This window comes from Pseudomonas sp. MF6767, assembly GCF_016405475.1.
GTDB classification, from domain to species: domain Bacteria; phylum Pseudomonadota; class Gammaproteobacteria; order Pseudomonadales; family Pseudomonadaceae; genus Aquipseudomonas; species Aquipseudomonas paracarnis.
In genome coordinates this window covers 17,517-43,654 of the sequence record NZ_JAEKCY010000007.1, presented here as the reverse complement: position 1 = coordinate 43,654, position 26,138 = coordinate 17,517, and the positions used below count along the sequence as shown (strand labels likewise).

General features: G+C 60.6%; 20 protein-coding genes, 1 tRNA gene and 2 pseudogenes. 11 read left to right on the top strand and 12 right to left on the bottom strand.

The genetic code is table 11. The features are described from left to right. Positions 1 to 28: 28 nt before the first annotated feature. Together sctV and JFT58_RS13375 are read right to left on the bottom strand one after the other, a co-directional pair. Positions 29 to 2,122: a type III secretion system export apparatus subunit SctV gene (sctV, locus tag JFT58_RS13380; protein ID WP_054921797.1), complete on the bottom strand. Its 2,094-nt coding sequence runs from the start codon at positions 2,120 to 2,122 to the stop codon at positions 29 to 31. Then, positions 2,119 to 3,174: a TyeA family type III secretion system gatekeeper subunit gene (locus tag JFT58_RS13375; protein WP_054897145.1), complete on the bottom strand. Its 1,056-nt coding sequence runs from the start codon at positions 3,172 to 3,174 to the stop codon at positions 2,119 to 2,121. The genes sctV and JFT58_RS13375 overlap by 4 nt, the downstream gene beginning before the upstream one ends. Positions 3,175 to 3,437: 263 nt before the next feature. On the opposite strand from JFT58_RS13375, the gene JFT58_RS13370 reads away from it, so the two are divergent. From JFT58_RS13370 to JFT58_RS13345, 6 genes are all read left to right on the top strand, one after another. Continuing rightward, positions 3,438 to 3,989, top strand: coding sequence for an RNA polymerase sigma factor (locus JFT58_RS13370; RefSeq protein ID WP_054897146.1), 552 nt, complete (start codon positions 3,438 to 3,440; stop codon positions 3,987 to 3,989). Positions 3,990 to 4,224: 235 nt separating this feature from the next. Next, positions 4,225 to 4,301 (top strand) — tRNA-Met (locus JFT58_RS13365). Positions 4,302 to 4,429: 128 nt separating this feature from the next. Then, a complete protein-coding gene (locus JFT58_RS13360; RefSeq protein ID WP_054897161.1) occupies positions 4,430 to 5,209 on the top strand; it encodes a PhzF family phenazine biosynthesis protein in 780 nt (259 codons plus the stop codon). Between the two features lie 38 nt (positions 5,210 to 5,247). Beyond that, on the top strand, positions 5,248 to 7,077 hold the full coding sequence (ggt, locus tag JFT58_RS13355; protein WP_054897162.1) for a gamma-glutamyltransferase: 1,830 nt from the start codon (positions 5,248 to 5,250) through the stop codon (positions 7,075 to 7,077). Between the two features lie 271 nt (positions 7,078 to 7,348). Beyond that, a complete protein-coding gene (locus JFT58_RS13350) occupies positions 7,349 to 7,591 on the top strand; it encodes a hypothetical protein (protein WP_197986766.1) in 243 nt (80 codons plus the stop codon). Then, positions 7,578 to 7,892: a helix-turn-helix domain-containing protein gene (locus JFT58_RS13345; RefSeq protein WP_019817027.1), complete on the top strand. Its 315-nt coding sequence runs from the start codon at positions 7,578 to 7,580 to the stop codon at positions 7,890 to 7,892. The genes JFT58_RS13350 and JFT58_RS13345 overlap by 14 nt, the downstream gene beginning before the upstream one ends. Before the next feature lie 22 nt (positions 7,893 to 7,914). On the opposite strand, the gene ddlA is transcribed toward JFT58_RS13345, so the two are convergent. After that, positions 7,915 to 9,012 carry a D-alanine--D-alanine ligase gene (gene ddlA, locus JFT58_RS13340; RefSeq protein WP_054897164.1) on the bottom strand — a complete coding sequence of 366 codons (1,098 nt, stop codon included), beginning with the start codon at positions 9,010 to 9,012 and terminating at the stop codon, positions 7,915 to 7,917. A gap of 162 nt (positions 9,013 to 9,174) precedes the next feature. On the opposite strand from ddlA, the gene JFT58_RS13335 reads away from it, so the two are divergent. Further along, positions 9,175 to 9,984: an AraC family transcriptional regulator gene (locus JFT58_RS13335; protein WP_034128111.1), complete on the top strand. Its 810-nt coding sequence runs from the start codon at positions 9,175 to 9,177 to the stop codon at positions 9,982 to 9,984. Between the two features lie 167 nt (positions 9,985 to 10,151). Here the strand turns inward: JFT58_RS13335 and JFT58_RS13330 are convergent, their stop codons facing one another. From JFT58_RS13330 to JFT58_RS13320, 4 genes and pseudogenes are all read right to left on the bottom strand, one after another. Next, positions 10,152 to 10,727, bottom strand: a complete 576-nt coding sequence (locus JFT58_RS13330; RefSeq protein WP_034128112.1) for a flavin reductase family protein — start codon at positions 10,725 to 10,727, stop codon at positions 10,152 to 10,154. Between the two features lie 60 nt (positions 10,728 to 10,787). Continuing rightward, a pseudogene (locus JFT58_RS30760) lies at positions 10,788 to 11,219 on the bottom strand (methyl-accepting chemotaxis protein); the annotation flags it as partial. A gap of 108 nt (positions 11,220 to 11,327) precedes the next feature. Beyond that, positions 11,328 to 12,014 (bottom strand): annotated as a pseudogene (locus tag JFT58_RS30755) (PAS domain-containing protein); the annotation flags it as partial. A gap of 186 nt (positions 12,015 to 12,200) precedes the next feature. Next, positions 12,201 to 12,533 (bottom strand): DUF2790 domain-containing protein, encoded by a 333-nt coding sequence (locus JFT58_RS13320; RefSeq protein ID WP_014716799.1) that lies wholly within the window; start codon positions 12,531 to 12,533, stop codon positions 12,201 to 12,203. Positions 12,534 to 12,759: 226 nt separating this feature from the next. On the opposite strand from JFT58_RS13320, the gene JFT58_RS13315 reads away from it, so the two are divergent. From JFT58_RS13315 to JFT58_RS13305, 3 genes are all read left to right on the top strand, one after another. Beyond that, on the top strand, positions 12,760 to 14,079 hold the full coding sequence (locus JFT58_RS13315) for an OprD family porin (protein ID WP_054897183.1): 1,320 nt from the start codon (positions 12,760 to 12,762) through the stop codon (positions 14,077 to 14,079). A 336-nt stretch (positions 14,080 to 14,415) separates the two neighbouring features. Then, positions 14,416 to 15,090 (top strand): heavy metal response regulator transcription factor, encoded by a 675-nt coding sequence (locus JFT58_RS13310; RefSeq protein WP_014716797.1) that lies wholly within the window; start codon positions 14,416 to 14,418, stop codon positions 15,088 to 15,090. Then, entirely contained in the window at positions 15,087 to 16,478 is a 1,392-nt protein-coding gene (locus JFT58_RS13305) for a heavy metal sensor histidine kinase (RefSeq protein WP_054897166.1), read from the top strand. Before JFT58_RS13310 ends, JFT58_RS13305 begins: the two co-directional genes overlap by 4 nt. A 143-nt stretch (positions 16,479 to 16,621) precedes the next feature. On the opposite strand, the gene JFT58_RS13300 is transcribed toward JFT58_RS13305, so the two are convergent. The 4 genes from JFT58_RS13300 to JFT58_RS13285 form a co-directional block, all read right to left on the bottom strand. Then, entirely contained in the window at positions 16,622 to 19,765 is a 3,144-nt protein-coding gene (locus JFT58_RS13300; RefSeq protein WP_054897167.1) for a CusA/CzcA family heavy metal efflux RND transporter, read from the bottom strand. 18 nt (positions 19,766 to 19,783) lie between these two features. Beyond that, positions 19,784 to 20,890 carry an efflux RND transporter periplasmic adaptor subunit gene (locus tag JFT58_RS13295; RefSeq protein WP_054897168.1) on the bottom strand — a complete coding sequence of 369 codons (1,107 nt, stop codon included), beginning with the start codon at positions 20,888 to 20,890 and terminating at the stop codon, positions 19,784 to 19,786. Between the two features lie 19 nt (positions 20,891 to 20,909). Continuing rightward, positions 20,910 to 22,136 (bottom strand): TolC family protein, encoded by a 1,227-nt coding sequence (locus tag JFT58_RS13290; protein WP_054897169.1) that lies wholly within the window; start codon positions 22,134 to 22,136, stop codon positions 20,910 to 20,912. A gap of 109 nt (positions 22,137 to 22,245) precedes the next feature. Next, the gene (locus JFT58_RS13285) at positions 22,246 to 23,151 is read right to left on the bottom strand and encodes a cation diffusion facilitator family transporter (RefSeq protein WP_054897170.1); all 906 of its coding nucleotides are present in this window, start codon (positions 23,149 to 23,151) and stop codon (positions 22,246 to 22,248) included. 217 nt (positions 23,152 to 23,368) lie between these two features. Between JFT58_RS13285 and JFT58_RS13280 the strand changes: the two genes are divergently transcribed. After that, complete coding sequence (locus tag JFT58_RS13280; protein ID WP_060764118.1) at positions 23,369 to 24,739, top strand: GntT/GntP/DsdX family permease; 1,371 nt, start codon at positions 23,369 to 23,371, stop codon at positions 24,737 to 24,739. Positions 24,740 to 24,742: 3 nt separating this feature from the next. On the opposite strand, the gene JFT58_RS13275 is transcribed toward JFT58_RS13280, so the two are convergent. After that, positions 24,743 to 26,032, bottom strand: coding sequence for an MFS transporter (locus JFT58_RS13275; protein WP_054897172.1), 1,290 nt, complete (start codon positions 26,030 to 26,032; stop codon positions 24,743 to 24,745). Positions 26,033 to 26,138 lie beyond the last annotated feature (106 nt).

Here is a 26,138-nt window from a genome sequence, read left to right as displayed (position 1 = left end):
CCCCCGTACTCTGCAAGTAGCGCTGTGTTCATGCCAATGTCCCGTGCATCAACTCATCCTGGCCAAGGTCAAAACGCCCCAGCACCTTGACCTTGGAAGTGCTCCCCAGCTCGGCGAAAGACAACACCGGCACATGGTTGAACTCCTCAAGCAACAAGGTGCGCAAGGGGCTGCGCAAATCCTGCGCCACCAACAACACACTTTTTATTTTTGCCCGTGCGCTGAAGGCCTGGTTGAGCAGGTTGACCAGCGCAGCGCTATTATCGCCGTCGAGTGCAAAGAACACCCCGGTCTGGGTCTGGCGCAGCGCCTCGCGCAGGATGTTTTCGGTATGCGGTGACAACAGCCAGGCATGCAGCCCATCGGCCTCGCTGTACTGGTGGTAGATCTGCGACTTGAGGGCAATGCGCGCATAGTCAGCCAGTGCTTCCGGCTCGCGTTCGTGCTGGCCATATTCGATCAGCGATTCGACAATCAACCTCACGGCGCGCAGCGGAACCCCTTCGCTGGCCAGGCGTTGCAGCACCGCCGAAAAGCGCGAGATCGGCATGATGCGTTGCAGTTCCTGCACCAGCTCGGGTTGGTTGTTCTCAAGCCAACTGAGGATCGACTTGCTCTCTTGAATCCCCAGGAACTGCGGCCCACTGAGCATCATCGCCTTCTTCATGCGGTCGACGATCAGGCTCGTCGCCGTGAAGCGCTCCAACTGCGCGTCATTGAGCAGTGGGTCGTCGGGTGGCAGCCAGAGCCAATCCTGTTCATTGCGCTCGGCCAATCCCGGTACGCCATGCTCAGGCTCAACCGTCAGGGCGCTGCGCTCCACGGCAACGTGCTGGACCACCGACGCCTTGACCATGGGTACCTCATGGACGCAGAAGCGCATTTCATCATCGTCCAGCGAGTCATCGATCTCGACTTCAAACGGCGGCAACGTCAGGCCAATATTGGCAACCAGGGAATTTCGAACCTGACGGATTCCGTGAATAAGATCGGTCACCTCAGGCGTGCCGCGCAAAGCCGAGGGAAACTGCAGCAGATAGGGCCGGGACGGATCAAACCCGCGCAGATCCTCTTTGCCATTTTCTTCAGGCCGCACGGCTTCGACGGCTTCGGCTTCTGGCTGCGCTTCACGTCGGCGCCGACGGTCGAGGTAATAACCCAAGGCGCCGGTCATCATCGCCAGCAGAATAAACACCAGGGTCGGCATGCCAGGCACGATCGCAAACACAAGCATGGCCACCGAGGCGATCATCCAGCTCTTGGGCTCACTGGTCATCTGGCGTGCGATCTCGGCGCCCATGTTCGTGATGCCCTTGCGCCCTTCCGGTGCCACGCGGGTAATGATCATGCCGGCGGTGAGAGAGATCAACAGCGCCGGTATCTGCGCAATCAGACCATCGCCAATCGTCAGCACCGAATACAGCGCCATTGAGTCGGCGGCGCTCAAGCCATGTTGGAACATACCTGTGGAGAAGCCGCCCAACAGGTTGACCACAACGATGATCAACCCCGCGATGGCATCCCCCTTGACGAATTTCATGGCACCATCCATGGCCCCGAACAGCTGACTCTCGCGGGACAACTGCTCACGCTTGTCCCGCGCTTGCACGCCGTCAATCAAGCCGGCACGCAAGTCACTGTCGATGGACATCTGCTTGCCCGGCATTGCGTCCAGGCTGAAGCGCGCCGCCACTTCGGCAACCCGCTCAGAGCCCTTGGTGATCACCAGAAAGTTGACCAGGGTCAGGATCAGAAAGATCACCATCCCAACAGCCAGGTTGCCGCCCACTACGAAATTGCCGAAGGCCTCAACGATATCGCCGGCGTCCTGTTCGAGCAGGATCAAGCGCGTCGTTGCGATCGACAACGCCAGGCGGAACATGGTGGTCAGCAACAAAATCGACGGGAAGGAAGAGAACGCCAAAGGCCCGGGCAAGTAAAGCGCGAGCATGATCAACAGGCAGGCAATACAGATATTCAGCGCAATCAGAATGTCCACCAGCCAGGTAGGCAGCGGCACGATGAAAATGAACACAATGGCCATGATCACCACCGCGCCCAAGACCTCGGCACGCTGCGCCACCTTGAGCAGTACACCGTTGAGGGTGGACAGCACGCTCACGCCAGGATAGTCGAATTAGGAAAACCAGGGCGTATGCGTTCGAGGCGGGCAAGCTCGTCCATCACCAGCAGAAAATTGTGCAGCGCCTCTTGGCGTGATTTGCTATCCGGCCACAAGGCCTCGGGCAACTTTTGAAACAGCTTATAAAGCGCATTGAGAGACACGAGTTTTGATGTGCTGCCCCCCATATCTTCAGCCAGGCGCATGACTTCATTTGTCACGATGCCGGTGTCGGCATAACCCAGCATGCGTCGCAGCAGGCTTACCGCATGCATTTCGATCGCAAGGTTCTGAATCAGCTCACGACAGCTGCATAACACCCCGCTCAATGCGCCGCATTTGCCCAGTCCTGTCAGCAAGGTGCGCAACATTGCCGTAGGGACGGAAGACACATGGGCGGCAATGTCGGCCGTCAGGGCGCTGGACATCATTTTCAACCCATGTGCAAAACGGTCGTCACTGTAGATGCCGAGCAGCGCGTGCATCATGGTCGCCAGGGATTGCCGTGTCACCACACTGGCGTAATAGAGCGCGCGCAGCGCCTGGAGCTCTTCTGGATCGCCACTCTTCTTATGCAAGGCCATGGCAATATTCAGGCCCGCCTGAATCTCCCCTTTGAAGCGGATCTCCAGCTTGGCAATTGCATCCCGCGCCAGGTCGGCTTCGGAGTTGCGCACGTCGGCCTCGGCCTGCCCGCACACCGCCTTGAGTACCACGAAGGTGCGCGCCGGATCACCGCCAGTGAGCTCCAGCAATGTATCGATGCTGGGTTGCGTGAGTAATTTCTGCCTGATTCGACGTACTACCGCGGCAAAGCTTTCCTGGGCCGGATGCCCCAACTGCTCATAGAGCTGCGCGAGCACCTGGACAGGAGGCACACGCACGTCAATTACACGCTTATCCAACGTACGACTGCTGGATTCCACCTCCTGACTGAAGTGCAGAGAAAGATCATCGACACCTTGGCCTGGCTCAGGTTTGGCGGCCGGGCTAGCGGTGGGGAGTTCCACCCGCGGGGTCATTGGCACTTCGTTGGTAGATTCGACTTTCATGGGCAGGCCAGTACAGGAAGAGAGTGTCCATATGTGGTCAGGCCCGCCCAGATGGTTCCACTGAAACTCACTCATCCAACAAGATGAAAAAACCCGCACAGGTCCCTGGTGCCTTTTGCAAATTACTGCACAAAACCACCACGACCATAACGTATTTATTTATATAAATCATATGGTTACACAATGATTCTCCTTTGGCACAGGCAGTGCAAAAGAGGTAACCGCCGAAACTATTTCGACTGCGTCTACCTTAAGGAAAAATCATGAATATCCCTATTGAAGCCCTCGTTCACCTTGGTGGCAGTTCGCCTCAATTCATGCTCCATCTGACAGACGATCAACAGAAAAAACTTCGCCGTTTCATTCACAAACGGGTCCTGAACCCGGAAGACGCGGATGATCTTTTGCAATTGACTTACCTGGAGGCCTGGCGCAATCGCGAACGTTTCAGTGGTACCGCGACACTCAGTACCTGGATGTGCGGCATCGCGCAGAACCTGATCCGCAATCACTTCCGGCGCCTGTATGCCAAGCCTGCACATTGCGAATTCGACGAGTCGCTGTGGCATGGCCATGAAGAAAACCACAGCCTGGACTGGGAGTTCGAAGTCAACCGGCGCTTGGAAAATACCCTGAGTGCGATTGACCACTTGCCGACCGAGATGCGCAGAACACTGTACGCCTCGCTGGAAACCGACGGCAGTTACCAGGACACCGCCGATGTACTGGACATTCCTATCGGCACCGTGCGCTCGCGCTTGTCACGGGCCCGCGAACAGCTCAAGCGCGTCACCCACCCCCCACTGCATCGGTAAGTTGAGTTAGCCAGTCACGTGTTGGGCGACAGGGATATCTGCCCAACATTGTCGGACATGGCCTGCGAGTAAACCTTCGAAGACGCCAAGCGCTTCCACTCCCCTCATCCACAACGCATTCGTCACCGCCCGTCGCCAAAACCAGCGCTTTGGCTTAAACAGTTGAAAGCGTAGAAAAAAATTCTACAAAAACGCTTGACGCATTGCCGTTCCAAGCGAATAATGCGCGCCACTTGGCTACATAGCTCAGTTGGTTAGAGCATAGCATTCATAATGCTGGGGTCCGGGGTTCAAGTCCCTGTGTAGCCACCAAGTACTAAAAACGGCTTACCGAAAGGTAGGCCGTTTTTTTATGCGCGCAAAAAACTCCCTAACTGTATTTTGACGCCCCCCTACCCCACTGTTAGTGTCCAGCCTCCCCTGAACACGGAGTGCCCCCGATGCAACTGGACATCTACCAAGTCGACGCTTTCAGCCACCATCCCTTCGGCGGCAACCCGGCAGCAGTGTGCCCGCTCACCGAGTGGCTGCCCGACGAGCAACTGCAGCAGATCGCGGCCGAGAATAATCTTTCGGAAACCGCGTTCTTTGTACCCCGTGGCGAGTTCTATGAGTTGCGCTGGCTCACGCCGGAAGTTGAGGTGGACCTGTGCGGCCATGCCACGTTGGCAGCCGCGTGGGTATTGATCCACAAATTGGCGGACGCCCCGCAGGTTCTTCGCTTTGCCACCCGTAGCGGCGAGTTGCGGGTAACGCGCAACGGCGATGAGCTGGCGATGGATTTTCCGGCAAAGAAACCCGAACGCTGCGAGCCGCCCCACGGCATGTTGAGTGCCCTGGGGCTTGAAACCGCCGAGGTGTTTGGCACCGACGACTATATTGTGCTGGTGGAGGATGAAGCGCAGGTAGCGGCCCTGGCACCGGACTTTGCGCGACTCAAGGGCCTGCCTAAACGCGGCATTGCGGTGACCGCCAAGAGCACGCGGTTTGATTTTGTCTCGCGCTGGTTCGGCCCGAATGTGGGCGTCAATGAAGACCCGGTTACCGGCTCGGCGCACACCTCGCTGGCACCGTTCTGGGCCGAGCGCCTGGGCAAGTCGCAATTGAGCGCCGAACAAGGCGGCCAGCGTAAGGGCCAGTTGCGCTGTGAACTCCAGGGTGACCGGGTGATTATTTCCGGCAAGGCCGTGCTGTACATGCAAGGCACAATTTACCTGTAAAAAACGCAGTAGCCCAAGGACCACAGCACCTTCTCAACATGAACGGAGTTCAGCGCGTGTTTTTGATTTCCCGCCGCAGCCTGACAGTCATCGCCGCAACCCTGGCCCTCGCAGCCTGCCACACGCCCGTCAACGAACAGCCTGCGGCGCCAGAGCTGGGTTCGGGCTATCGCACCGACCTGAGCACCCGCCACGCCGAGCGCCATATGGCCGCCGCCGCCAACCCACTGGCCGCTGAAGCCGGGCGTGAAATGCTGCGTCAAGGCGGCTCAGCCATTGATGCGGCGATTGCCATGCAAGCGGTATTGACTCTGGTGGAACCGCAATCGTCCGGCATCGGCGGCGGTGCATTCATCATGCTGTGGGATGGACAACAGGTGCAGGCTTATGACGGCCGTGAAACAGCACCGGCCGGGGCGACAGAGCGTCTGTTCCTGAAGGCCGACGGTACGCCGATGGCGTTCACGGATGCGCAGATTGGCGGGCGCTCGGTGGGTACGCCGGGCGTACTGCGCGCCCTGGAGATGGCGCACAAAAAGAGCGGCCACCTGCAATGGGCCAAGCTGTTCGAGCCGGCAATTCGTCTGTCGGAGCAAGGCTTTGCCATTTCCCCACGCTTGCACAGCTTGATCGCCGCTGACCGCTTTATCGCGCAATCACCCGACATGGCGGCGTACTTCCTGAATGCCGACGGCTCGCCAAAAGCCACCGGTACACGATTGAAAAACCCGGCACTGGCCGCGGTGTTCAAGCGCATCGCCAAGGAAGGGCCGGATGCGCTATACCAAGGCCCGATTGCCGATGAAATCGCACGCAAGGTACAGGGCCATCGCAATGCCGGCAGCCTGTCCCAGGCCGACCTCAAGGGCTACACCGCCAAGCAGCGCGCACCGCTGTGCACCGACTACAAACAATGGAAGGTCTGCGGCATGCCACCGCCGTCCTCGGGCGGGATTGCCGTGGCGCAGATCCTGGGGACATTGCAGGCGCTGGAAACCCGCGACCCACGCCTGGCCATCGCCCCCATGACACCGGTCAAGAGTGTTTCGCCGGCCGGGCTTGAGCCGACACCCGAGGCCGTGCACCTGCTCGCCGAAGCCGGGCGCCTGGCCTTTGCCGACCGCGCGCTGTACGTGGCCGATGCAGACTTCACCCCCGTCCCGGTCGCCGGCCTCGTCGCGCCAGGTTACCTGGCACAACGCGCCACGCTGATCGGCGAGCGCAGCATGGGCATCGCCAAGCCCGGCCAACCCGCCGGTATTCAGGTGGCGTACGCACCAGACCGCTCGCCGCTGCGCATCTCCACCTCACAGGTAGTGGCGGTGGACGACCAGGGCGGCGCCGTGTCGATGACCACCACGGTTGAAGCGGCATTCGGCTCTCACGTGATGGTCCAGGGCTTTTTGCTCAACAACCAGATGACCGACTTCTCGTTCATCCCCGCAGAAAACGGCCAGCCTGTGGCCAACCGCGTACAACCGGGTAAACGCCCACGCTCGGCCATGGCGCCGACCCTGGTGTTCGACCGCAAGACAGGCGAACTGCTGGCTACCGTCGGCTCCCCCGGCGGCTCGCAGATCATCGAGTACGTGAGTAAATCCCTGGTGGCCATGCTCGACTGGAAGCTCGACCCGCAGGCGGCCATCAGCCTGCCTAACTTCGGCAGTCGCAATGGTGCTACCGAGTTGGAAGCTGGGCTGTTCAGCCCGGCGCTGAAACAGGCGCTCAAGGACAAGGGCCACGCCCTGAGCGAGATCGAGATGACCAGCGGCGTGCAGGCCATCGTGCGCACGCGGGATGCCCAGGGCAAGGTGACGCTCAGTGGCGGTGCTGACCCTCGGCGTGAAGGTGAGGCGTTGGGTGATTAAGGTGTTGATCTATTCGTACAGGCTTATAAAAAAGACCTGCAACCTTACGCCTTAAATCCTACGCAGAGCGCCAGAACTCAAAGTGCCATGTCATTTTTTGCGATAGAAACCTTCTTGAGCAGCCCCTTCTCACCTGCGATTTTCTGGCCCGCCCTTTCTTGCCAGAGGCTACGTCAAAGACGTAGAATTTCGCGTGCTCACTCTCATAGAATCCCCTCTATTCAGCAGGCAATGGCCTGACTATTGGACTGAAGATGAAAAAGGTATCTTCATGGCGTTTCTCGCCAGCCATCCTGATGCTGGAAATGTCATCCCGCGCTCGGGAGGTTGCCGAAAGATACGCTGGAGCATGGAGGGCCGGGGTAAAAGTGGATCAGTGCGGGTCATCTACACCACACAACTGGAGTGCGGAGCAGTCGTCGCGCTACTGATTTATGGCAAGAGCGCCACGGAGAATATTCCGGCACATATCCTGTACAAAATCGCAAAGGAAATGAACCATGCCACTCACTGATAAAGAACTGAAGGAACGTGACGCCAAACGCAATATAGGCGAAGAACTACTCACAGCCATTCAGGATGTCAAAGCGGGACGTTACGGTGCCGTGCAGCACGTTGAGGTCACTCAGGCTGCCGAAGCAAGAAGCAAGACAGGGCTCTCACAACCCAAATTTGCCGAGCTTCTGGGCGTGTCAGTAAGAACCCTTCAAGAATGGGAGCAAGGGCGTCGCGCACCTTCCGGAGCAGCACGTTCGCTACTGCATATTGCGGCCATAAGGCCGGACGTTTTTCGCGAAGTACTCAGTAACGCCTGATCGCGTTACTGCTTCGGGCCAATCACTGGCGGTTGATCTTCAAGCCCTTGCGCCCCGCATGCCGCTCCAGCGCCAGCTCGATCAACCGGCTCACCAGCTCGCTGTAGCTCATGCCTGCCGCCTGCCACAGCTTGGGGTACATGCTGATGCGGGTAAAACCGGGCAGTGAGTTGATCTCGTTGATCAGCACTTCGCCGTCCTGCGTCAGGAACACATCCACCCGCGCCAACCCGGCGCAGCCCAACACTTCAAACGCCTCAATGGCCAGGCTGCGGATCCGCTCGCTGGCGTCATGACTGATCGCCGCCGGCACCACCACCTGGGCGGCCTGGCCATCGATGTATTTGCTGTCGTAGGAATAGAAACCACTGCTCACCACGATCTCGCCACAACCACTGGCGATGGGCTCGTCATTGCCCAGCACGGCGCATTCGATCTCACGGCCCTGGACGGCGGACTCCACCAGCACCTTCTCATCAAACCCCAACGCCAGTTCAACGGCAGCGCGGTACTCGGCTTCGCTGCCGACTTTGCTTACCCCCACCGACGAACCCTGGTTGGCGGGCTTGACGAACATCGGCACACCGAGCTTGCCAGCGGCCGTTTCAAATGAGGTGCGCGCCGCATTAGCTCGCGTAAGGGTGATGAACGGCGTGACCGCAATACCCGCGTCGCGCAGCAAGCGCTTGCTGATGTCTTTGTCCATGCACACCGCCGAGCCGAGCACGTCGGAACCGACGAAGGGCAAGTCCGCCATGCGCAGCAAGCCTTGCAGGCAACCGTCTTCACCGAGGGTGCCGTGGACAATCGGGAAGATCACATCGATGTGTTCCAGCAAGCCCTGGCCGGAGGTTTCCACCACTTGCTGGCTGGCCTTGCCGGGCACCACGGCCAATTCACGGTTGGATTGGTTGAGGGCGATGAGTGCCGGGTTTTCCTGGTTGAGCAGGAAGTTCGAGGTGTCATTAAGGTGCCAGTGACCGGCCTTGTCGATACCGATCAAAACCGGCTCGAAGCGTGAGCGATCAAGGGCATCGATAATGTTGCGCGCCGATTGCAGCGAGACCTCATGCTCAGCCGAACGGCCACCAAAAATAATCCCTACCCGCACCTTGCTCATGACCCGGCCTCACTGTTGAAAGTAAGGCTTCTTACCATGGGTGGTTAGCGATTCGCTACCAGATGTGCATTGCCCCACACCTGCACAATCGTACAAGACCCCAGCAGACAACCGGTGCAGACTCAGTTAACGTGTTTCCACTTCCTTTTGTGACAAGTCACCATGGGCAACCCCATCCACTCCCTCGACTGGCTGCACCGCGCACCCCACGCCAGTGGCCTTGACCGTATCGAGGCGTACTTTGCCGGCTTCGCCTTCGACCCTCATCGCCATGACACGTACGCCATCGGGCGCACGTTGTTCGGCGTACAGAGTTTTCATTATCGCGGCGGCACAACCCACAGCCTGCCCGGCACCACCATGGTGATCCACCCCGATGAAACCCATGACGGCCGTGCCGGCAGCGATGAAGGCTTCAAGTACCGGATGATCTATGTGGAGCCGGCGCTGATCCAGCAGATCCTCGGTGGGCAGCCGTTGCCGTTTATCCCCGGCGGCTTGTCCACCGACCCACGGCTGCACCGCGCCAGCGAAGTGTTGCTGCAAAGCCTGGATTGCCCGATTGACCCGATGCAAGAGCAAGATGCCCTGTTCGACCTGGCCCACGCGCTGAGCGCTGCGTCCGGGGCCATCATCCGCCGTAAATCCTTCGACTACATCGCGGCCGAACGCGCCCGTGAATTCATCCACAGCGCCCTGGGCCGCAGCATCACCCTGGATGAAATTGCCGACCACGCCGGCCGCGACCGGTGGGCGTTATCGCGGGATTTTCGTTTGTTATTCGGCACCAGCCCCTACCGCTACCTGACCATGCGCCGACTGGACCTGGTGCGCCACTTGTTGGCCCAGGGCCAATCGTTGGTGGATGCGGCGATGACCGCAGGCTTCACCGACCAAAGCCACATGACCCGCCAATTTCGCAGCACCTACGGCATGCCGCCATCACGTTGGGTGAAAATGCTCGGACGCTGAGTACTGGGTTGGAATACGTTCAAACTGTGGGAGCTGGCTTGCCTGCGATGCAGACGCCTCGGTACATCAGATACACCGAGGTGATGCCATCGCAGGCAAGTCAGCTCCCACATTTGATCTTCGTTGCCTTGAGCATGCGTTCGCTTAACTCGGGCATGCCGCCTCTGTCAGAGCTGGCGCCCGACAATCGGTTGGCCAATGGCCAGGAAATTCCCGCCCGCCACATGGTGCAACGTGCGCAGTTCATCATGCCCTTCAAAATGCCAGCGGCCCTCGCTGAATACCCGCTCATCAGCATAGGCCGCCACCACTTCGCCCAGAAACAGGTCATAGGCCTGCTGATTATGCGGCTCGGGCAGCAGGCGGCATTCCAGCCAAGCCACGCAGCCTTCCAGCATCGGCGCCTCGGTGTGCTCACCGCTGAAAGTGTGCAGGCCGTAGGCTGCGAATTTGTCGGTTTCAGCACCGCGGGTATTGCCCACCGTTTGCACCAGATCAGCCTGTGCGGCACAAGGCACTTGCAGTACGAAGGTGCCGGCGCCTTCAAGTAGCTGGCGGGTCCAGGTGGCCTTGTCGAGCACCACCGCGACTTTCGGTGGTTCGAAATCCAACGGCATGGCCCAGGCAGCGGCCATGATATTGCGCTGGCCGTTGTGGGCTGCACTCACCAACACGGTCGGCCCGTGGTTGAGCAAACGGTAAGCCTTGGACAATGGGACGGGGCGACGGAACGTAGGGCTCATGGTCGATCAGCTCTGCAAGCGAGAAAAGACCTACGATACCTCAAGCACAAGCCCGACAGGTCAGCTCGACAGCTGATTGGCAAACTGCCCGACCGCACTCACTACTTTTTGCGCACCGTCCTGAATCTCGACGATCACGGTACCCGCCTCCGCCGCCAGGGCCAGGCCCTGCTCGGCTTGCGCACGACCGTCGGCCATCAAGGCCACCGCGTCGCGGGCCATGTCCTGGTTCTGGCGCACCACACCAACAATTTCCTCGGTGGCTTTGCTGGTACGTGACGCCAATTGCCGTACTTCATCGGCCACCACCGCAAAGCCACGCCCCTGCTCACCGGCACGCGCCGCTTCGATGGCGGCGTTGAGCGCCAGCAGGTTGGTTTGCTCGGCAATGCCGCTGATGGTCTTGACGATGCTGCCGATCACTTGGGACTGGGCATTCAACGCCTCGATGCCTTCACCGGCCTGTTGCATGTGCTGGGCCAGGTCGCGCATAACGTCCACGGCCTGGGTGACCACGGTGGTGCCGCGCTGGGCGCTGTCGTCGGTTTGCAACGAGGTGCTGTAGGCAATATTGGCGGCCTCGGCCACTGCCTGCTCGCGGTTGACCTGGTCGGTAATGACCGTGGCGAACTTGACCACTTTGTACAGCCGCTCATTGGCGTCCAGCACCGGGTTGTAGGTGGCCTCCAACCACACCAGGCGGCCGTGGCTGTCCACACGTTTGAAGCGCGCGGCGACGAACTCACCGGCGTTCAGGCGCTTCCAGAACTGTTGGTATTCGGCACTGTTGTATTCCTGTGGCTCACAGAACATACGGTGATGCTTGCCTTCGATCTGCGCCAGGCTGTATCCCATGGCGCCGAGGAAGCGGTCATTGGCGGTGAGTACATGCCCCTCCAGGTCGAACTCGATCAACGCGGTGGAACGCATCAGTGCAGTGATCAGGTTTTCATGTTCACGCGAGCTCTCGATGGTGCGGGTAAGGTCGCTGGAAAAAATCGAAAACTGCTTGATGCGCCCCTCCGAACTGCGCACCGGCTGCACGATTGAGCGCAACCAGGCTTCCTTGCCATTGCCGCGCATCAGGCGTACGGCGCCGGCAAAGTGTTCGCCGCGGGCCAGCGCGTGCTTGAAGCGCAGTTGGAACTCGTCCTGGCGCACATGTGCCGGCACCAGGTCTTCGATAGCACGCCCGACAATCTCGCCCAGCGAATAAGCCAGTTCCTGCAGGAAGTTGGCATTGGCCCACTCCACACGGCCTTCAGGGTCCAGTGTCAGGCAGAGCATTTCGCTTTCCAGGCTCTCTTTCACCTGGAGCAAGCTCGACAATTCTTCGCGCAGAGCGGTCAGCTCCTGCTTCAGGCGGGTATTGAACATGGGGCACCGTTAGGCAAGTGAGGTAGGTGTACTCACTTGCATCGGCGCTGCCGGGGTTTTCTGAAGAGCGCTTGAGCCCTGGGCCGAACTATATTTTCAACCGCCATTGTTACGGCATACGCCCATGACCTGATATTCCAGGGTATTGAGCTTGCCGCTGGAGTCTTCGTAGGTCATGCGCGACGGTACGGCGTTGCACGAGCGGATCGGCGGCGTCACGTTGACGACCTTGGCAATGTCCAGGTCCATGCCATAGCGGTACGCCTGGACCTCAGGCACCGGCTTGCCTTTTTTGATGGCGTACGCGGCCATGGCTTTCTCATTGCGCTCCATCATCAGGGCAAAGGTGCGGTCCCCACCCCCTTCGGCCAGTGCGCCAAATGACAACACAGCCGTTAATACAGCCAAACCTGCTTTATAAAAGTTCATCGCGGTTTCCTCGACTGAAAAGTTCAGTGTCGAGATTAACCAACCCACCCTGACGGCAGGTTCACCAGAACATTACTTATTTGTTAGATGGTCGTTAGTTTCCAGAATTGTAATGTGCAAGCCATGCAGTTGTTATCCGCCATTTGCAACTATCAGCCAGGGCCAGATCAATAAAAACGCCCGCCTCTATAAGAAGCCGATAACTGCCATCACCGAGGAGCGCATCATGAGCATTCGTCATTACACCCTTCCCTTTTCACTGATGGCTGCACTGCCCATGGCCGCCATGGCAGTGGAGGACAAGCCCGAGGGTTTTATAGAGGGCAGCCGCATCAACGTGCTGGCACGCAACTTCTACTTCAACCGCGATGACCGCAAAGGCCAGTCCAGCCCCACTGGCAATGGTTACTCCGAAGCCTGGGCCCAGGGCTTCATCGGCAAATTCGAATCCGGTTTTACCCAGGGCACCGTGGGTTTTGGCCTGGACGCATTCGCCATGTACGGCCTCACACTTGACTCGGGCAGCGGCCGCAGCGGCGGCAAAGGCTCGTTCGGCGTGCTGCCGGTGAACAGCGACAACCAGCCGGAAAACAGCTACAGCAAAATCGGCGGCGCGGCGAAACTGCGCGTGCTGGACACCGTGATCAAGGCCGGCGACGTGTTCCCACTTACGCCGGTGGTGGCCTACGGCGACTCTCGCCTGTTGCCCGAGAGCTTTCGCGGCGTCACCCTGCAAAACACCAGTCTGGAAGGCTTGAGCCTGCAAGGCGGGCGCCTGAGCGGCATGAGCCAGCCCAGCGAAAGCGGCATGAACAAAGGCTTTGCCACCTTCTATGCAGGCAAGGTCGGCTCGCCCTGGATCGCCTACTTCGGCGGTGACTACCAGCTCAACAGCCATCTGGGCTTTAGCCTGTACAGCAGCCGCTTGAAGGACGCCTGGGATCAGTACTACTTCGGCAGCAATGCCAATTACGCATTGACCGACGACGTGTCATTGTTCGGCGACTTCAACTACTACAAGGCCGTGGACGAAGGCCAGAAACGGCTCGGCGAGTTCGACAACAACATCTGGAGCGCCAGGCTCGGGGTCAAGGTCGGTGCCCACAGCGTGGCCGTGTCGCACCAGCGTAACAACGGCGACGATGACTTCGACTACCTGCGCCAATCAGACTCGATCTTCCTCAATAACTCGATCCAGTACAGCGACTTCAACGCGCCCAAGGAGCGCTCATGGATGGTGCGCTACGACCTGGACATGCAAGCGTTCGGCATTCCCGGCCTGTCGTTCATGACCCGCTACGGCAAAGGCACCGGCGCCGACTATAGCAACGCCAATGCCGTGTATATGCGCCGCGATGCAGCGGGTAACCCCTTGACCGATCAACGCCGCTGGGAACGGGATATCGAGGCCAAATACGTGGTGCAAAGTGGGCGTTTGAAGGATTTGTCCCTGCGCTTGCGCCAGGCCACCGTGCGCTCCAGTGCGTTTGAATCAGACCTGGAAGAAGTTCGTCTGATTGCCGAATACCCATTGGTCGTGCTGTAGCCCTTACATTCGCTCGCGATTAACTAACATCTGTTCACAAATAGCCAGTTATCAAAATTGTAATATTGGCCTCAGCTTCTCGTTAAGTGGAACTTTCTATACTCGCTTCAACTTATTCACCCGAGCACATTCATCTCTGAAGCTTTTGTGTAGCTCCTTTGGAAAGAGATGAATTTTTAACGCCCCGCTTGGGGCGTTTTTTTTGCCTGCGACACATGCGACCGACGGTCGCAGTTGACCCTAAAGCTACTTTAGCCTTCAGACTTTTCCCACTTCCGAACCCGCCGCCATAGGGACATGGGCGCCTTCTCTCCCCTAATTCAAGAGGTAACCCCCATGCGTATTCTTGTGGTTGAAGACGAGCAGAAAACCGCCGACTACCTGCAACAGGGCCTGAACGAAAGTGGCTACGTGGTCGACTGCGCCGCCAATGGCGTCGACGGCCTGCACCTGGCCGGGCAACACGCCTATGAACTGGTGATTCTGGACGTGAACCTGCCGGGCAAGGATGGCTGGCAAGTACTGGAAGAATTGCGCCGCAACGGCACCCAGCGCGTGATGATGCTCACCGCCCGTGGCCGGCTGGCTGACAAGATCAAGGGCCTGGACATGGGCGCCGACGATTATCTGGTCAAGCCGTTCGAGTTTCCCGAACTGCTGGCCCGCGTGCGCACCCTGATGCGTCGCAGCGAACACATTCCACAGCCGGAAGTGTTCCGCGTCTCGGACCTGGAACTGGACCCGCGCCGCCACCGCGCTTATCGCGGCACCCGGCGCATCGACCTGACCACCAAGGAGTTCGCGCTGTTGCAAGTGCTCATGCGCCAGGCCGGCGAAGTGCTGACCCGCACACAGATTATTTCCTTGGTCTGGGACATGAATTTCGACTGCGACACCAACGTGGTCGAAGTCTCCATCAGCCGCCTGCGCGCCAAGGTGGATGACCAGAGCGAGGTCAAGCTGATCCACACTATTCGCGGCGTAGGCTACGTGCTGGAAGCGCGCCCATGAAGACCGGCAGCCTGTCGATGCGCCTGGGCCTGACGGTCAGCCTGATGGGCGCGGGCCTGGTGTTGCTGCTGGCGACCCTGGCCTACCTGGCCCTCACCCATGAGCTGGAAAAACTCGCGCGAAAAAACCTGGAAAGCAAGATGGAACAGATCCAGCACAGCCTGGCCCTGGGCCTGGACGCCCATGCCATCCGCGCCCGCCCGCACTCGCTGATGGACCTGGTGATCGGCCACGACAATTTCCACCTGACCATCGTCGGCACCGCGCCCGATAACAGCGTGCTGCTGAACGTCGGCAGCAAGCCCCAGGAACCACTGCTCACCGACTTCAAGCCACGGGAAACCCTGGGCTACCTCAATTGGGTCGACAGCTACGGCAACCAGGTACTCAGTGCCTCCAGCTTGATGCGCCTGGCCAACGGTGAACGTGTGCGGGTGCTGCTGTCCCTGGACCGCATGGACGACCAGGCATTGCTCAGTGCCTACCTGCGCGCCACGCTGATTGCGCTGCCGCTACTGCTGATACTGATTGGCATGGGCGCCTGGTGGCTGGTTCAACGGGGCCTGGCGCCGTTGAAGCAGTTCAGCCAGGTGGCGGCGAAAGTCACCACCCAGGACCTCACCCATCGCTTGTCCGTGGACAACCTGCCCCACGAACTGGGTGAACTCGCCCACGGCATCAACGTGATGCTCGACCGCCTGGATGCCGGTGTGCAGCAACTCTCGCAATTCTCCGATGACCTGGCCCACGAACTGCGCGCCCCCTTGACCAACCTGATGGGCAAGGCCCAGTTGACCCTGTCGCGCCAGCGCCCGCCGCAGGAATACAAGGCGGTGCTGGAATCCAACACCGAAGAACTCGAACGCCTGGCGCGAATTGTCAGCGACATGCTGTTTCTGGCGCAGGTCAGCCATCCGGCGGCGCGGGCCTCATTCACCGAGGTGTCCCTGGCGCAGGAAGCCCAGCGGGTAATGGAGTTGTTTGCCCTGAGCGCCGAAGATAAAGGCGTCACCCTGAGCCTGCGCGGCGATGCCTGGGTGACCGGCGACCGACTGATGATCCAGCGGGCGATTTCCAACTTGCTCTCCAATGCCATTCGCCACACACCCGAGGCCTCTACCGTGTTGCTGTTGGTGGAGACCTACGAGCAGAGCGTATCGCTGTCGGTGGGCAACCCGGGGCGAGGCATTGAAGCGCACCACCTGCCGCACCTGTTCGAACGTTTCTACCGCGCCGATAGCAGTCGTACCCGCGCCGAGGGCGGCACCGGGTTGGGGTTGGCCATTGTGAAGTCGATCATGCATTTGCATCAGGGCCATGCGCATGTCACCAGCCAGCTTGGGCGTTTTACGCGGTTCAGCCTGGTGTTTCCTTCAAAGCCAGCCTAGGCCCAATGTAGGAGCGAGCTTGCTCGCGAAAAACGTCAACGATAACGCGTGTTTCCTGAATAAACGCGGCGCCTGTGGGTTTTTCGCGAGCAAGCTCGCTCCGACAGAGGGTAAGCCCGCACATTGCGGCGTTTTCACGGTTGTCAGGCGGTCTCTTCATCGCGGCGATGAGCCCATTGGTACAACGCCGGCAGCACCAGCAAGGTCAGCAAAGTCGAAGAAATAATCCCGCCAATCACCACCGTCGCCAATGGACGCTGCACTTCGGCGCCGGTGCCGGTGGCGAGTGCCATGGGGATAAACCCGAGGGACGCCACCAGCGCGGTCATCAGTACCGGGCGCAAGCGGGTCAACGCGCCTTCGTGGATCGCCACCGATAACGAGCGGCCTTCCTCGCGCAGGTTTCGGATGAACGCGATCATCACCAGGCCATTAAGCACCGCCACGCCCGACAAGGCGATAAAGCCCACACCCGCTGAAATCGACAGAGGAATATCACGCAGCCACAAGGCCATGATCCCGCCGGTAAGCGCGAAGGGGATGCCGGTAAACACCAGCAGGCCGTCCTTGAGGTTGTTGAACATCATGAACAGCAACCCGAACACCAACAGCAACGCTACCGGCACCACGATGCGCAAGCGTTCGGAAGCCTCCTTCAACTGTTCGAACTGGCCGCCCCAGGTGGTCCAGTAACCGGCAGGGACTTTCACCTGGGTAGTGATGGCGGCTTCGGCCTCCTCGACAAACGAGCCGATATCGCGCCCGCGCACGTTGGCGCTGACGATCACCAGGCGCTTGCCGTTCTCGCGGCTGATCTGGTTGGGGCCCAGCACCAGGTCGAGGCTGGCAACCTGGGACAAGGCGATAAAGCCCAACTGCCCCGAGGTACTACTCGCCAGCGCCGGCACCGGGATCAACAGCCGTGACAAGCCGTCGATATCGGTGCGCAACGTGTCGGACAAGCGCACCACCATGTCAAAACGCCGATCACCCTCGTACAGCGTACCGGCCTGGCGCCCACCGACAGCGACGGCGATGGTGTCCTGCACATCACCCACATTCAGGCCGAAGCGAGCGGCCTTGTCGCGGTCGATATTGATGGTCAGCACCGGCAGGCCGGAGGTCTGTTCCACCTTCACTTCCGAGGCGCCGTTGAGCTTCTGCAAGGTCTCGGCGATTTCCCCGGCAGTCTGGTTGAGCACCGCCATATCATCGCCGAACACCTTCACCGCCACATCGCTGCGCACTCCGGAAATCAGCTCGTTGAAGCGCAACTGGATCGGCTGCGAGAGCTCATACACGCTGCCCGGCACAATCGCGCTGGCCCGTTGGATATCGGCGATGATTGCCTCGCGGGACTTCTTCGGGTTCGGCCATTGGTCCTTGGGTTTGAGCATCACGTAGCTGTCGGAAATATTCGGCGGCATCGGGTCGGAGGCGATTTCCGCCGTACCGGTGCGCGCAAACACCCGCTCGATTTCCGGCACTTGGGCCAGTAAGGTTTTTTCCAGTTGCTGCTGCATCTGCACTGATTGGGTCAGGCTGGTGCCAGGCACACGCAGCGCCTGTTGGGCAAAGTCACCTTCGCTGAGGCTGGGGATAAATTCACTGCCCATGCGGCTGGCGACCAACCCCGACACGACGATGGTCAGTGCGGCCAGGCCGAACACCAGGGGCCGACGCACCATCACCCAGTTGAGCACCGGGCCATACACCCGACGCGCACTGCGCATGACGAAGTTTTCTTCTTCCTTGACCTTGCCGGTGACGAACAACGCAATCGCCGCCGGTACGAAGGTCACCGACAGAATCATCGCGCCGAGCAAGGCAATCACCACGGTGAATGCCATGGGGTGGAACATCTTCCCGGCCACGCCCGTGAGAGCGAAGATCGGCAGGTACACCACCATGATGATCAACTGCCCGAAGATCAGCGCGCGTCGTGCCTCCTTGGCCGCGGCGAACACTTCGTGCAGGCGTTCACTGCGGGTCAGCAACCGGCCGTGGCGCTGCTGTGCGTGGGCCAGACGGCGGATGGCGTTCTCGACGATCACCACCGCACCGTCAACGATAATGCCGAAGTCCAGCGCGCCCAGGCTCATCAGGTTGGCGCTGACTTTGTTGGTGAACATGCCGGTGAAGGTGAACAGCATCGCCAGCGGAATCACCATCGCAGTGATCAGCGCTGCACGGATATTACCCAGGAACAGAAACAACACCGCCACCACCAGCAACGCACCTTCGAAGAGGTTTTTCTTCACCGTGGCGATGGCTTTTTCCACCAGGTTGGTGCGGTCGTAAACAGTGACCGCCACCACGCCTTCGGGCAGCGAGCGGTTGATCTCCTCAAGCTTTTTCGCCACCGCCTGGGACACGCTGCGGCTGTTCTCGCCGATCAACATGAACACCGTGCCCAGCACCACCTCACGGCCATTTTCGGTGGCGGCGCCGGTACGCAGCTCACGACCAATGTCGACCTGGGCCACATTGCGCACGCGGATCGGTGTGCCGTCCGAGGTGGTGATGACAATGTTGGCGATGTCGTCGATAGACGCCACCTGGCCCGGCGCGCGGATCAACAACTGTTCGCCGCTGCGCTCGATATAGCCGGCGCCGACGTTGGCGTTGTTGCGCTCCAGCGCCGTGACCAGATCGTTGAGGGTCAGGTTGTAAGCGGCCAGGCGCTTGGGGTCTGGCGCAATCTGATATTCCTTGGCGAAGCCGCCGATGGTATTGATCTCGGCCACGCCTGGCACGTTGCGCAGTTGCGGTTTGATGATCCAGTCCTGGATCACCCGCAGGTCGGTGGGGGTGTAAGGCGTACCGTCCTCTTTGCGCACACCGTCCTCGGCTTCGACGGTCCACAGGAAAATTTCCCCAAGGCCAGTGGAAATCGGCCCCATGGCGGTTTCGATGCCGTCAGGCAATTGCTCACGGGCCACTTGCAGGCGTTCGTTGACCAATTGGCGGGCGAAGAACAGGTCGGTGCCGTCCTTGAAAATCACCGTGACCTGGGACAAACCGGAACGCGACAGCGATCGCGTCTGCTGCAGGCCCGGTAGGCCGGCCATGGCGGTTTCGATGGGAAAGGTGACGCGCTGCTCGGTTTCCAGCGGCGAAAAACCGGCCGCCGCCGAGTTGATCTGCACCTGTACGTTGGTGATGTCAGGCACTGCGTCGATGGGCAGTTTCTGATAGCTGGCGATGCCGACACAGGCCATCAACAGCACCGCCAGCAACACGATGATGCGCTGCTCGATGGCGAATTGGATAAGGCGCTCAAACATGGGGAATCACTCGCAGGATCAATGGGCGTGTTCGGCCGAGCCTTTGCCCAGTTCGGACTTGAGGATGAAGCTGCCAGCCGTCGCCACCTGCGCGCCGGCCTCCAGGCCTTTGCGCACTTCGACGTAGCCGTTTTCACTGACGCCCAGTTCAAGATGGCGGGTGATAAAGCCGTCCTCGGTACGCACAAACACCGAGGGTTTGTCCTCGACGGTCTGGACAGCGGTTTGCGGCACGGTGACCTTGGCCTGGTAGGTGTCGGTGGCCACTTGCACGGCCACAAACAAGCCCGGGCGCCAGGCGTCGTCAGGGTTGGGGACCGTTACGCGCACGGTGGCGGTGCGCGTCTGCTCACCGAGCAAGTTGCCCACATAGGCCACGGTGCCCAGCACTTCGGTGCCCATTTCCGTCGAGCTGACTTTCACTGGTTTGCCCACGCGAACCTTGTTCAAGTCCTTGGGAAATACGCCGAAGGTGACCCACACCTGGGACAGATCCGAGAGGGTAAAGGCATTGCTGGTTTCACTGACCACCTCGCCCACCCCCAGGTGTTTTTCCACCACCACACCGGCGAAGGGCGCACGCAGTTCATAACGATTGCCGCCGGCCAGTACCGCGCTGCCGCTGAGCGCAGTCATTTTTTGCCGCGCATTGTTCAGGGCGATTTCGGCTTCTTGCAGAGTTTGCCGCGCCAGCAGGTAATCCTGTTCGGCAGAAATTTTGTCCTGCCACAACTGACGCTCGCGCTGGAAGGTGGTGCGCGCCAGTTCGACTCGGCGCTCGCTGGCGGCCAATTCGCTGCGCTGGTCGGAAATCTGCTGGCTGGCGATCACCGCCAACAGCTCACCCTTCTTCACCGACTGGCCCAGGTTGACCTTCACCGCCTCCACCACGCCTGCCGCACGGGGCACGATATGGGAGGTACGGTCTTCATCAAAACGCACTTCGCCCGGCAGCGTCAGCACGGTGCTGATGGCACGCGGTTGCGCCTGGGCCAACTGGATGCCGGCGGCTTGAATCTGCTGCTCGGTGAGTTCGAGCTTGCCTTCTTCTTCCTCGGCGTGGGCGAAGCCGGAAAGCATCAGGCCCAGGGCGACGGCGAGCGCCATGCCATGTTTTTTGTTCATCAGGAGACTCCAGGAAAAATCAAAAGCGGGCGAGGTCGCCGTAAATGCGTTCGATGCGTACCCAGGCCTCGGTGGCCTGGGCGGTGGCCGCAAGGTATTGGGTGCGGGCCGCGATCAAGGTGCGCTGGGCGTCGAGCACGTCGAGGAAGTTGAACTTGCCCATCTCGAAGCCACGGGTGGCGCTGTCTACCGCACTTTGTGCGGCGGGCAGGATCTGCTGGTTGAACGCGCGCACTTCGGTATTTGCCGTTTGCCATAGGTCCAGGGCCTGGCGGGTTTCGGTGCGCAGGCGCAGCTCGGCGGCGTTGCGCAGGTCGCGGGCCTGGTCGGCGCGTCGGGTGGCCGCGAGAATGTTGCCCTGGTTGCGGTTGAACAGCGGGATCGGCATCGACACGCCCACCAGGTTCACCCGTTCGCGCACACTGGCGTCGTATTGGCTGCCGATCGACACGTCCAGGTCAGGAATGCGCTGGGCTTTTTCCAGGCCCACGCTGGCTTCGTTCTGCACAATGCTGAGTTCGGCCAGGCGCAATTCGGCAGTTTGCTCAAGACGTGCCAGCAATGGCGCGGCGGCGGGTAACGCCGGTACCGAGGTGCTTGGCGTGGCGACGGCCTGGAAGTCGGTGGCGGCGCTGCCGGTACTGGTGGCGAGGCGACGGTAGGCGTCAGTGAGGCCAATCTGTGCGCGGTTCAATTCCAGACGGATTTGCGACACCTGCACCTGGGCGCGAGTGGCTTCCACCGGCGACGACTTGCCAGCGGTGACGCGCCCATTGGCGACCACCAGGCCGCGCTCGGCAAGCGTCATGGAGCGTTGCGCCAGGTCAAGGCGTTCCTGGGCGCGCAGGGCGCCGTAGTAGCTGTCGATGACCTCGGCACGCAACTGGTTGCGACGCTGCTCCAGGGTCAGCGCGGCGGCATCCTGGGCGCGGGTGGCCACCTCGATGCGTGCACCGCGCTTGCCGCCCAGTTCAAGGGTCTGGCTGAGTTTGATGCTGGTGGTGCGGCTGTTGCGGCGGGTGTCTTCGGCGTCCCAGGAGGCCACCGGGTTGGGGATTAGGCCGGCCTGTTGCCGGCCGCCTTGGGCGATGTCGATTTCCCATTGTGCGGCCGCCAGGTCCGGGTTGTTGGCGAAGGCGGTTTGCAAGGCTGCATCGAGGGTGAGGGGTTGTGCCTGGGCGGCGTTTGCGGATATCCACACTACCAGTGCCGCCGCCCCCAACAGTGTTCTAACGAAAATTGCCATAACGAGAGTTCCACGCCCATGAAGTCGCTGAGGTTTCCCAGCGGGGGCAATGTAGCTTTCGGTACTTATCAGGGCCGTGGGCGAAAGATTACAAATCCGTTAGCCAAACTCAGGCATGCACTTCGTCATGCTCGTCGTGCTCAAATCCCTCGCCCTCGACCTGGATCGTGGCATGGGAAATATCGAATTGTTCGTGCAGTAACTCCGTCACTCGGCTGAGGATCTGTTGCTCGCTGCCTTGGGACGCATCCGCGACCAGATGCGTACTCAGCACGTTCTTGCCACTGGTGAGGGCCCAGATATGCAGGTCGTGTACGTCCTTGACCCCAGGCACGCTGCGAATGCCCTGCTCCACCTGCTCGATATCCACACCTTCTGGCACACCTTGCAGCAGGATGTTCATGCTCGCCTTGAGCAACGTCCAGGTGCGCGGCAATACCCAAAAGCCGATGGCGGCCGCGACCACGGAGTCAACCCAACCCCAACCGGTGAACATGATCACCAGCGCGGCAATGATCACGCCGACGGAGCCCAGCATGTCGCTCCAGACTTCCAGGTAGGCACCCTTGACGTTAAGGCTCTCGCCACTGGCAGCGCTGAGCAGACGCATGGAGATCAGGTTGACCACCAGCCCCAGCAGCGCAATCACCAGCATGCCGGTGGACTGGATTTCGGCGGGCGCCTGCAGCCGCTGGTAAGCCTCGTACAAGATGTAGAACGCCACAACGAACAACAGCAATGCGTTGAAGGCGGCCGCCAGGATCTCGAAGCGCGCATAACCGAAGGTACGCTTGCGGTCTGCCGGGCGCTTGGCAACCTGGATCGCCACCAGGGAAATCGCCAGGGCCAGCGCGTCGGTCATCATGTGCGCCGCGTCCGACAACAGCGCCAGGCTGCCGGTGATAAAAGCGCCGATGACTTCGGCCAGCATGAAGCTGCCGGTCAGCCCTAGGGCGATCCATAACTTGCGTTCGTGGCCGGCGCGTACCTGGGCGTGGCTGTGTCCTGCGCTCATGAAATGTCCTCGTGGGTTGGGATGGGGCGGATCATAGAGCTATAGGCCAGATCCACTGGCATGGTTTGCAAAATTGTCATCTGAGCGCCAGAGGGTCGTTAGCTTCGGGCGCACCAAAATCGTTCATGCACGCGTTGGGGGAGCGCTATCAGGTATGCTTTTCAGGCTGAAACAAAAAGAAACATATTAGCCAACCTGCTCGATAAGGAGTCCCGTTTTGGAGTTATCGACTGCCGCGTGGATGGTTCACGACACCCGCCTCATGCTCTGCGTGCTGTTGGCGATCGCCAGCATCATTGTGCTAATCAGCGCGACCAAACTGCCGCCGTTCCTGTCGATTCTGATCGGCACCTTTATCGCCGGGGTCGGCGCCGGCCTGCCACCGGAAGAAGTGGCAAAGGCTTTCAGCAAAGGCGCCGGGACGATTCTCGGGGAAGCCGGGATCATCATTGCCCTGGGTGCGATGCTCGGCGCGCTGATGGCCGAATCCGGCGCGGCCGACCGTATTGCCACCACGTTGCTCGGGCTGGGCAAAGGCAAGTCATTGCCCTGGGTGATGGCGTTGGTCGCCATGGTGATCGGCCTGCCGCTGTTCTTCGAAGTGGGCCTGGTGATGATGGTGCCGATCATCTTTGTGATGGCCAAGCGTTCGAACCAGCCGTTGCTGAAGATCGCCATCCCTGCACTGGCGGGCATGACCACCTTGCATGCCTTGATGCCACCTCACCCTGGGCCGCTGATTGCCGTAGGCGCATTGCACGCCGACCTGGGCCTGACCATGTTGCTGGGCTTTTGCCTGGCGGTGCCGGCAGTGATCCTGGCCGGGCCGCTGTATGGCAACTGGCTGTCCAAGCGCCTGCACGTGGATGAGCCGGCCGATATCGGCGCCTTGTTCAGCGCACCGCCCAAGGCCCCGCGCCAGCCGAGCTTCGGTGTGTCGCTGCTGATCATTCTGTTGCCGGTAATCCTGATGCTCGGCAGCACCTTGGCTAAAGTCGCGTTGGCGCCGGAAAGCACCCTCGCCCTGACCTTGAAATTCCTCGGTGAACCGCTGGTCGCCCTCGGCCTGGCCGTAATCGCCGCGGTCGTCTGCCTGGGTTGGGCGGCGGGCATGCCACGCGCCGACGTCGGCAACACCCTGCGCAAAGCCCTGGCGCCCATCGCCGTACTACTGCTGACTATCGGCGCCGGCGGCGGCCTCAAGCAAACCCTGCTGGACGCCGGCGTCAGCCAGACCATCAGCAAAGTCGCCGAAGGCGCGCACATGCCCTACTTGCTGCTGGCCTGGCTGATCGCCGTGGCCCTGCGCCAGGCCACCGGTTCGGCCACCGTGGCCACCACCACGACCGCCGGCATCCTCGCGCCGATGATGGCCGGGTTGGCGGCAACGCAAAGCTCATTGGTCGCCCTGGCCATCGGCGCCGGCTCGGTGTTCTTCTGCCACGTCAACGACGCCGGGTTCTGGATGGTGCGTGAGTACTTTGGCTTGCAGTTGAAACAGACGATCTGGGTGTGGTCGGTGTTGCAGACGATTGTTTCGGTGGTCGGGTTGGTGGGGACCTTGTTGCTCTGGCACTTCCTGACCTGATCCTCAGGCGGCCAGGCTGTGGCGTTTGCCAAACAACGCCACACTCGCCACCCCCACCGCCCCCATCACCACGCAATACCCCACGCAGATCCACGGGCTGGTCGGCATCAGCGCGATCAATAACAACGGTGTAGTACTTGCCCAGAGTGCATAGGCAATGTTGTAGGTGAAGGAAATGCCCGACACCCGCACCTGCGCCGGAAACAGCCCGACCATCACCGACGGCACCGCGCCCACCACGCCGCAACTCAGGCCCGCCACGGCATACGCCGCGCCGAGCCACACACCGCCGGCGATCAGGCTGGCGTACAGCAGCGCAATGCCCACCGGCAGCAACAGGCTGTAGACCAATACCGCGCGCCATGCGCCGATGCGGTCCACCAGCAGGCCGGCGAGCACGCAGCCAATATTCAGGAAGACGATGCCCAGGGCGCTGAGGGCGAAGGTGTGGCTGGGGCTCATGCCGAAGGTTTTCTGCATCATGGTCGGGGTAATGACCACCAGCACTACCACGGCAGACGTCAGCACGCAGGTAAGGATCATCGCCGGCAGCAGCACGGCGCGATGGTCGCGCAGCACGGTGCGCAAGGGCATTTCGGCGGCGGCCTGGCGACGCGCCTGCATCTCCAGGAACACCGGGGTTTCACTGAGCCAGCGGCGCAGCCATACGCCGATCACACCGAATACGCCGCCGAGCAGGAAGGGGAACCGCCAGGCGTAGTCGAGGATTTCGGCAGGGGTGAAGACTTGCGCGAGCAAGGTGGCGGTCAGCGCCCCCAGCAGGTAACCGAAGGTCAGGCCGGCCTGCAAAAACCCCAAGGCATAGCCACGATGGTGACGCGGTGCGTGCTCGGCGACGAAAGTCCAGGCGCTGGGCACTTCGCCGCCCACTGCTGCGCCTTGCAGCACGCGCAACGCCAGCAGGATCAGCGGGGCGAAATAGCCGATTTGCGCGTAGGTCGGCATGACGCCGATCAACAGGCAGGGCAAGGCCATCATCAGGATGCTCAGGCTGAAGACGCGCTTGCGCCCCAGGTGGTCGGCAAAGTGCGCCATCAGGATGCCGCCCAGTGGGCGGGCGAGGTAGCCGGTCACGAAAATGCCGAAGCTTTGCAACAGGCGCAGCCACTCGGGCATTTCCGGCGGGAAGAACAGTTGGCTGAGGGTCAGCGCAAAGAACACGAAGATAATGAAGTCGTAGATTTCCAGGGCGCCGCCGAGGGCGGCCAGGCCCAGGGTTTTGTAGTCGGAGCGGGAAAAACGCTGCGCCCGTGGGGAAAAGGTGGCAGTCATGTGCAGGCTCGGCAGGCAAACAAAATGGCGTGCAGGTTATGAGCTGAGCCCATCGATGGCAATCGTGACGGATATATTTGTTTTACTCATTGATCGTTGAAGATAA

Excerpts from the sequence above, each read along its gene's own strand:
- JFT58_RS13375 (WP_054897145.1), bottom strand. The coding sequence starts at position 3,174 with ATGAAAGTCGAATCTACCAACGAAGTGCCAATGACCCCGCGGGTGGAA.
- JFT58_RS13370 (WP_054897146.1), top strand. The coding sequence starts at position 3,438 with ATGAATATCCCTATTGAAGCCCTCGTTCACCTTGGTGGCAGTTCGCCT.
- JFT58_RS13360 (WP_054897161.1), top strand. The coding sequence starts at position 4,430 with ATGCAACTGGACATCTACCAAGTCGACGCTTTCAGCCACCATCCCTTC.
- ggt (WP_054897162.1), top strand. The coding sequence starts at position 5,248 with ATGAACGGAGTTCAGCGCGTGTTTTTGATTTCCCGCCGCAGCCTGACA.
- JFT58_RS13350 (WP_197986766.1), top strand. The coding sequence starts at position 7,349 with ATGGCGTTTCTCGCCAGCCATCCTGATGCTGGAAATGTCATCCCGCGC.
- JFT58_RS13345 (WP_019817027.1), top strand. The coding sequence starts at position 7,578 with ATGCCACTCACTGATAAAGAACTGAAGGAACGTGACGCCAAACGCAAT.
- ddlA (WP_054897164.1), bottom strand. The coding sequence starts at position 9,012 with ATGAGCAAGGTGCGGGTAGGGATTATTTTTGGTGGCCGTTCGGCTGAG.
- JFT58_RS13335 (WP_034128111.1), top strand. The coding sequence starts at position 9,175 with ATGGGCAACCCCATCCACTCCCTCGACTGGCTGCACCGCGCACCCCAC.
- JFT58_RS13330 (WP_034128112.1), bottom strand. The coding sequence starts at position 10,727 with ATGAGCCCTACGTTCCGTCGCCCCGTCCCATTGTCCAAGGCTTACCGT.
- JFT58_RS13320 (WP_014716799.1), bottom strand. The coding sequence starts at position 12,533 with ATGAACTTTTATAAAGCAGGTTTGGCTGTATTAACGGCTGTGTTGTCA.
- JFT58_RS13315 (WP_054897183.1), top strand. The coding sequence starts at position 12,760 with ATGAGCATTCGTCATTACACCCTTCCCTTTTCACTGATGGCTGCACTG.
- JFT58_RS13310 (WP_014716797.1), top strand. The coding sequence starts at position 14,416 with ATGCGTATTCTTGTGGTTGAAGACGAGCAGAAAACCGCCGACTACCTG.
- JFT58_RS13305 (WP_054897166.1), top strand. The coding sequence starts at position 15,087 with ATGAAGACCGGCAGCCTGTCGATGCGCCTGGGCCTGACGGTCAGCCTG.
- JFT58_RS13300 (WP_054897167.1), bottom strand. The coding sequence starts at position 19,765 with ATGTTTGAGCGCCTTATCCAATTCGCCATCGAGCAGCGCATCATCGTG.
- JFT58_RS13295 (WP_054897168.1), bottom strand. The coding sequence starts at position 20,890 with ATGAACAAAAAACATGGCATGGCGCTCGCCGTCGCCCTGGGCCTGATG.
- JFT58_RS13290 (WP_054897169.1), bottom strand. The coding sequence starts at position 22,136 with ATGGCAATTTTCGTTAGAACACTGTTGGGGGCGGCGGCACTGGTAGTG.
- JFT58_RS13285 (WP_054897170.1), bottom strand. The coding sequence starts at position 23,151 with ATGAGCGCAGGACACAGCCACGCCCAGGTACGCGCCGGCCACGAACGC.
- JFT58_RS13275 (WP_054897172.1), bottom strand. The coding sequence starts at position 26,032 with ATGACTGCCACCTTTTCCCCACGGGCGCAGCGTTTTTCCCGCTCCGAC.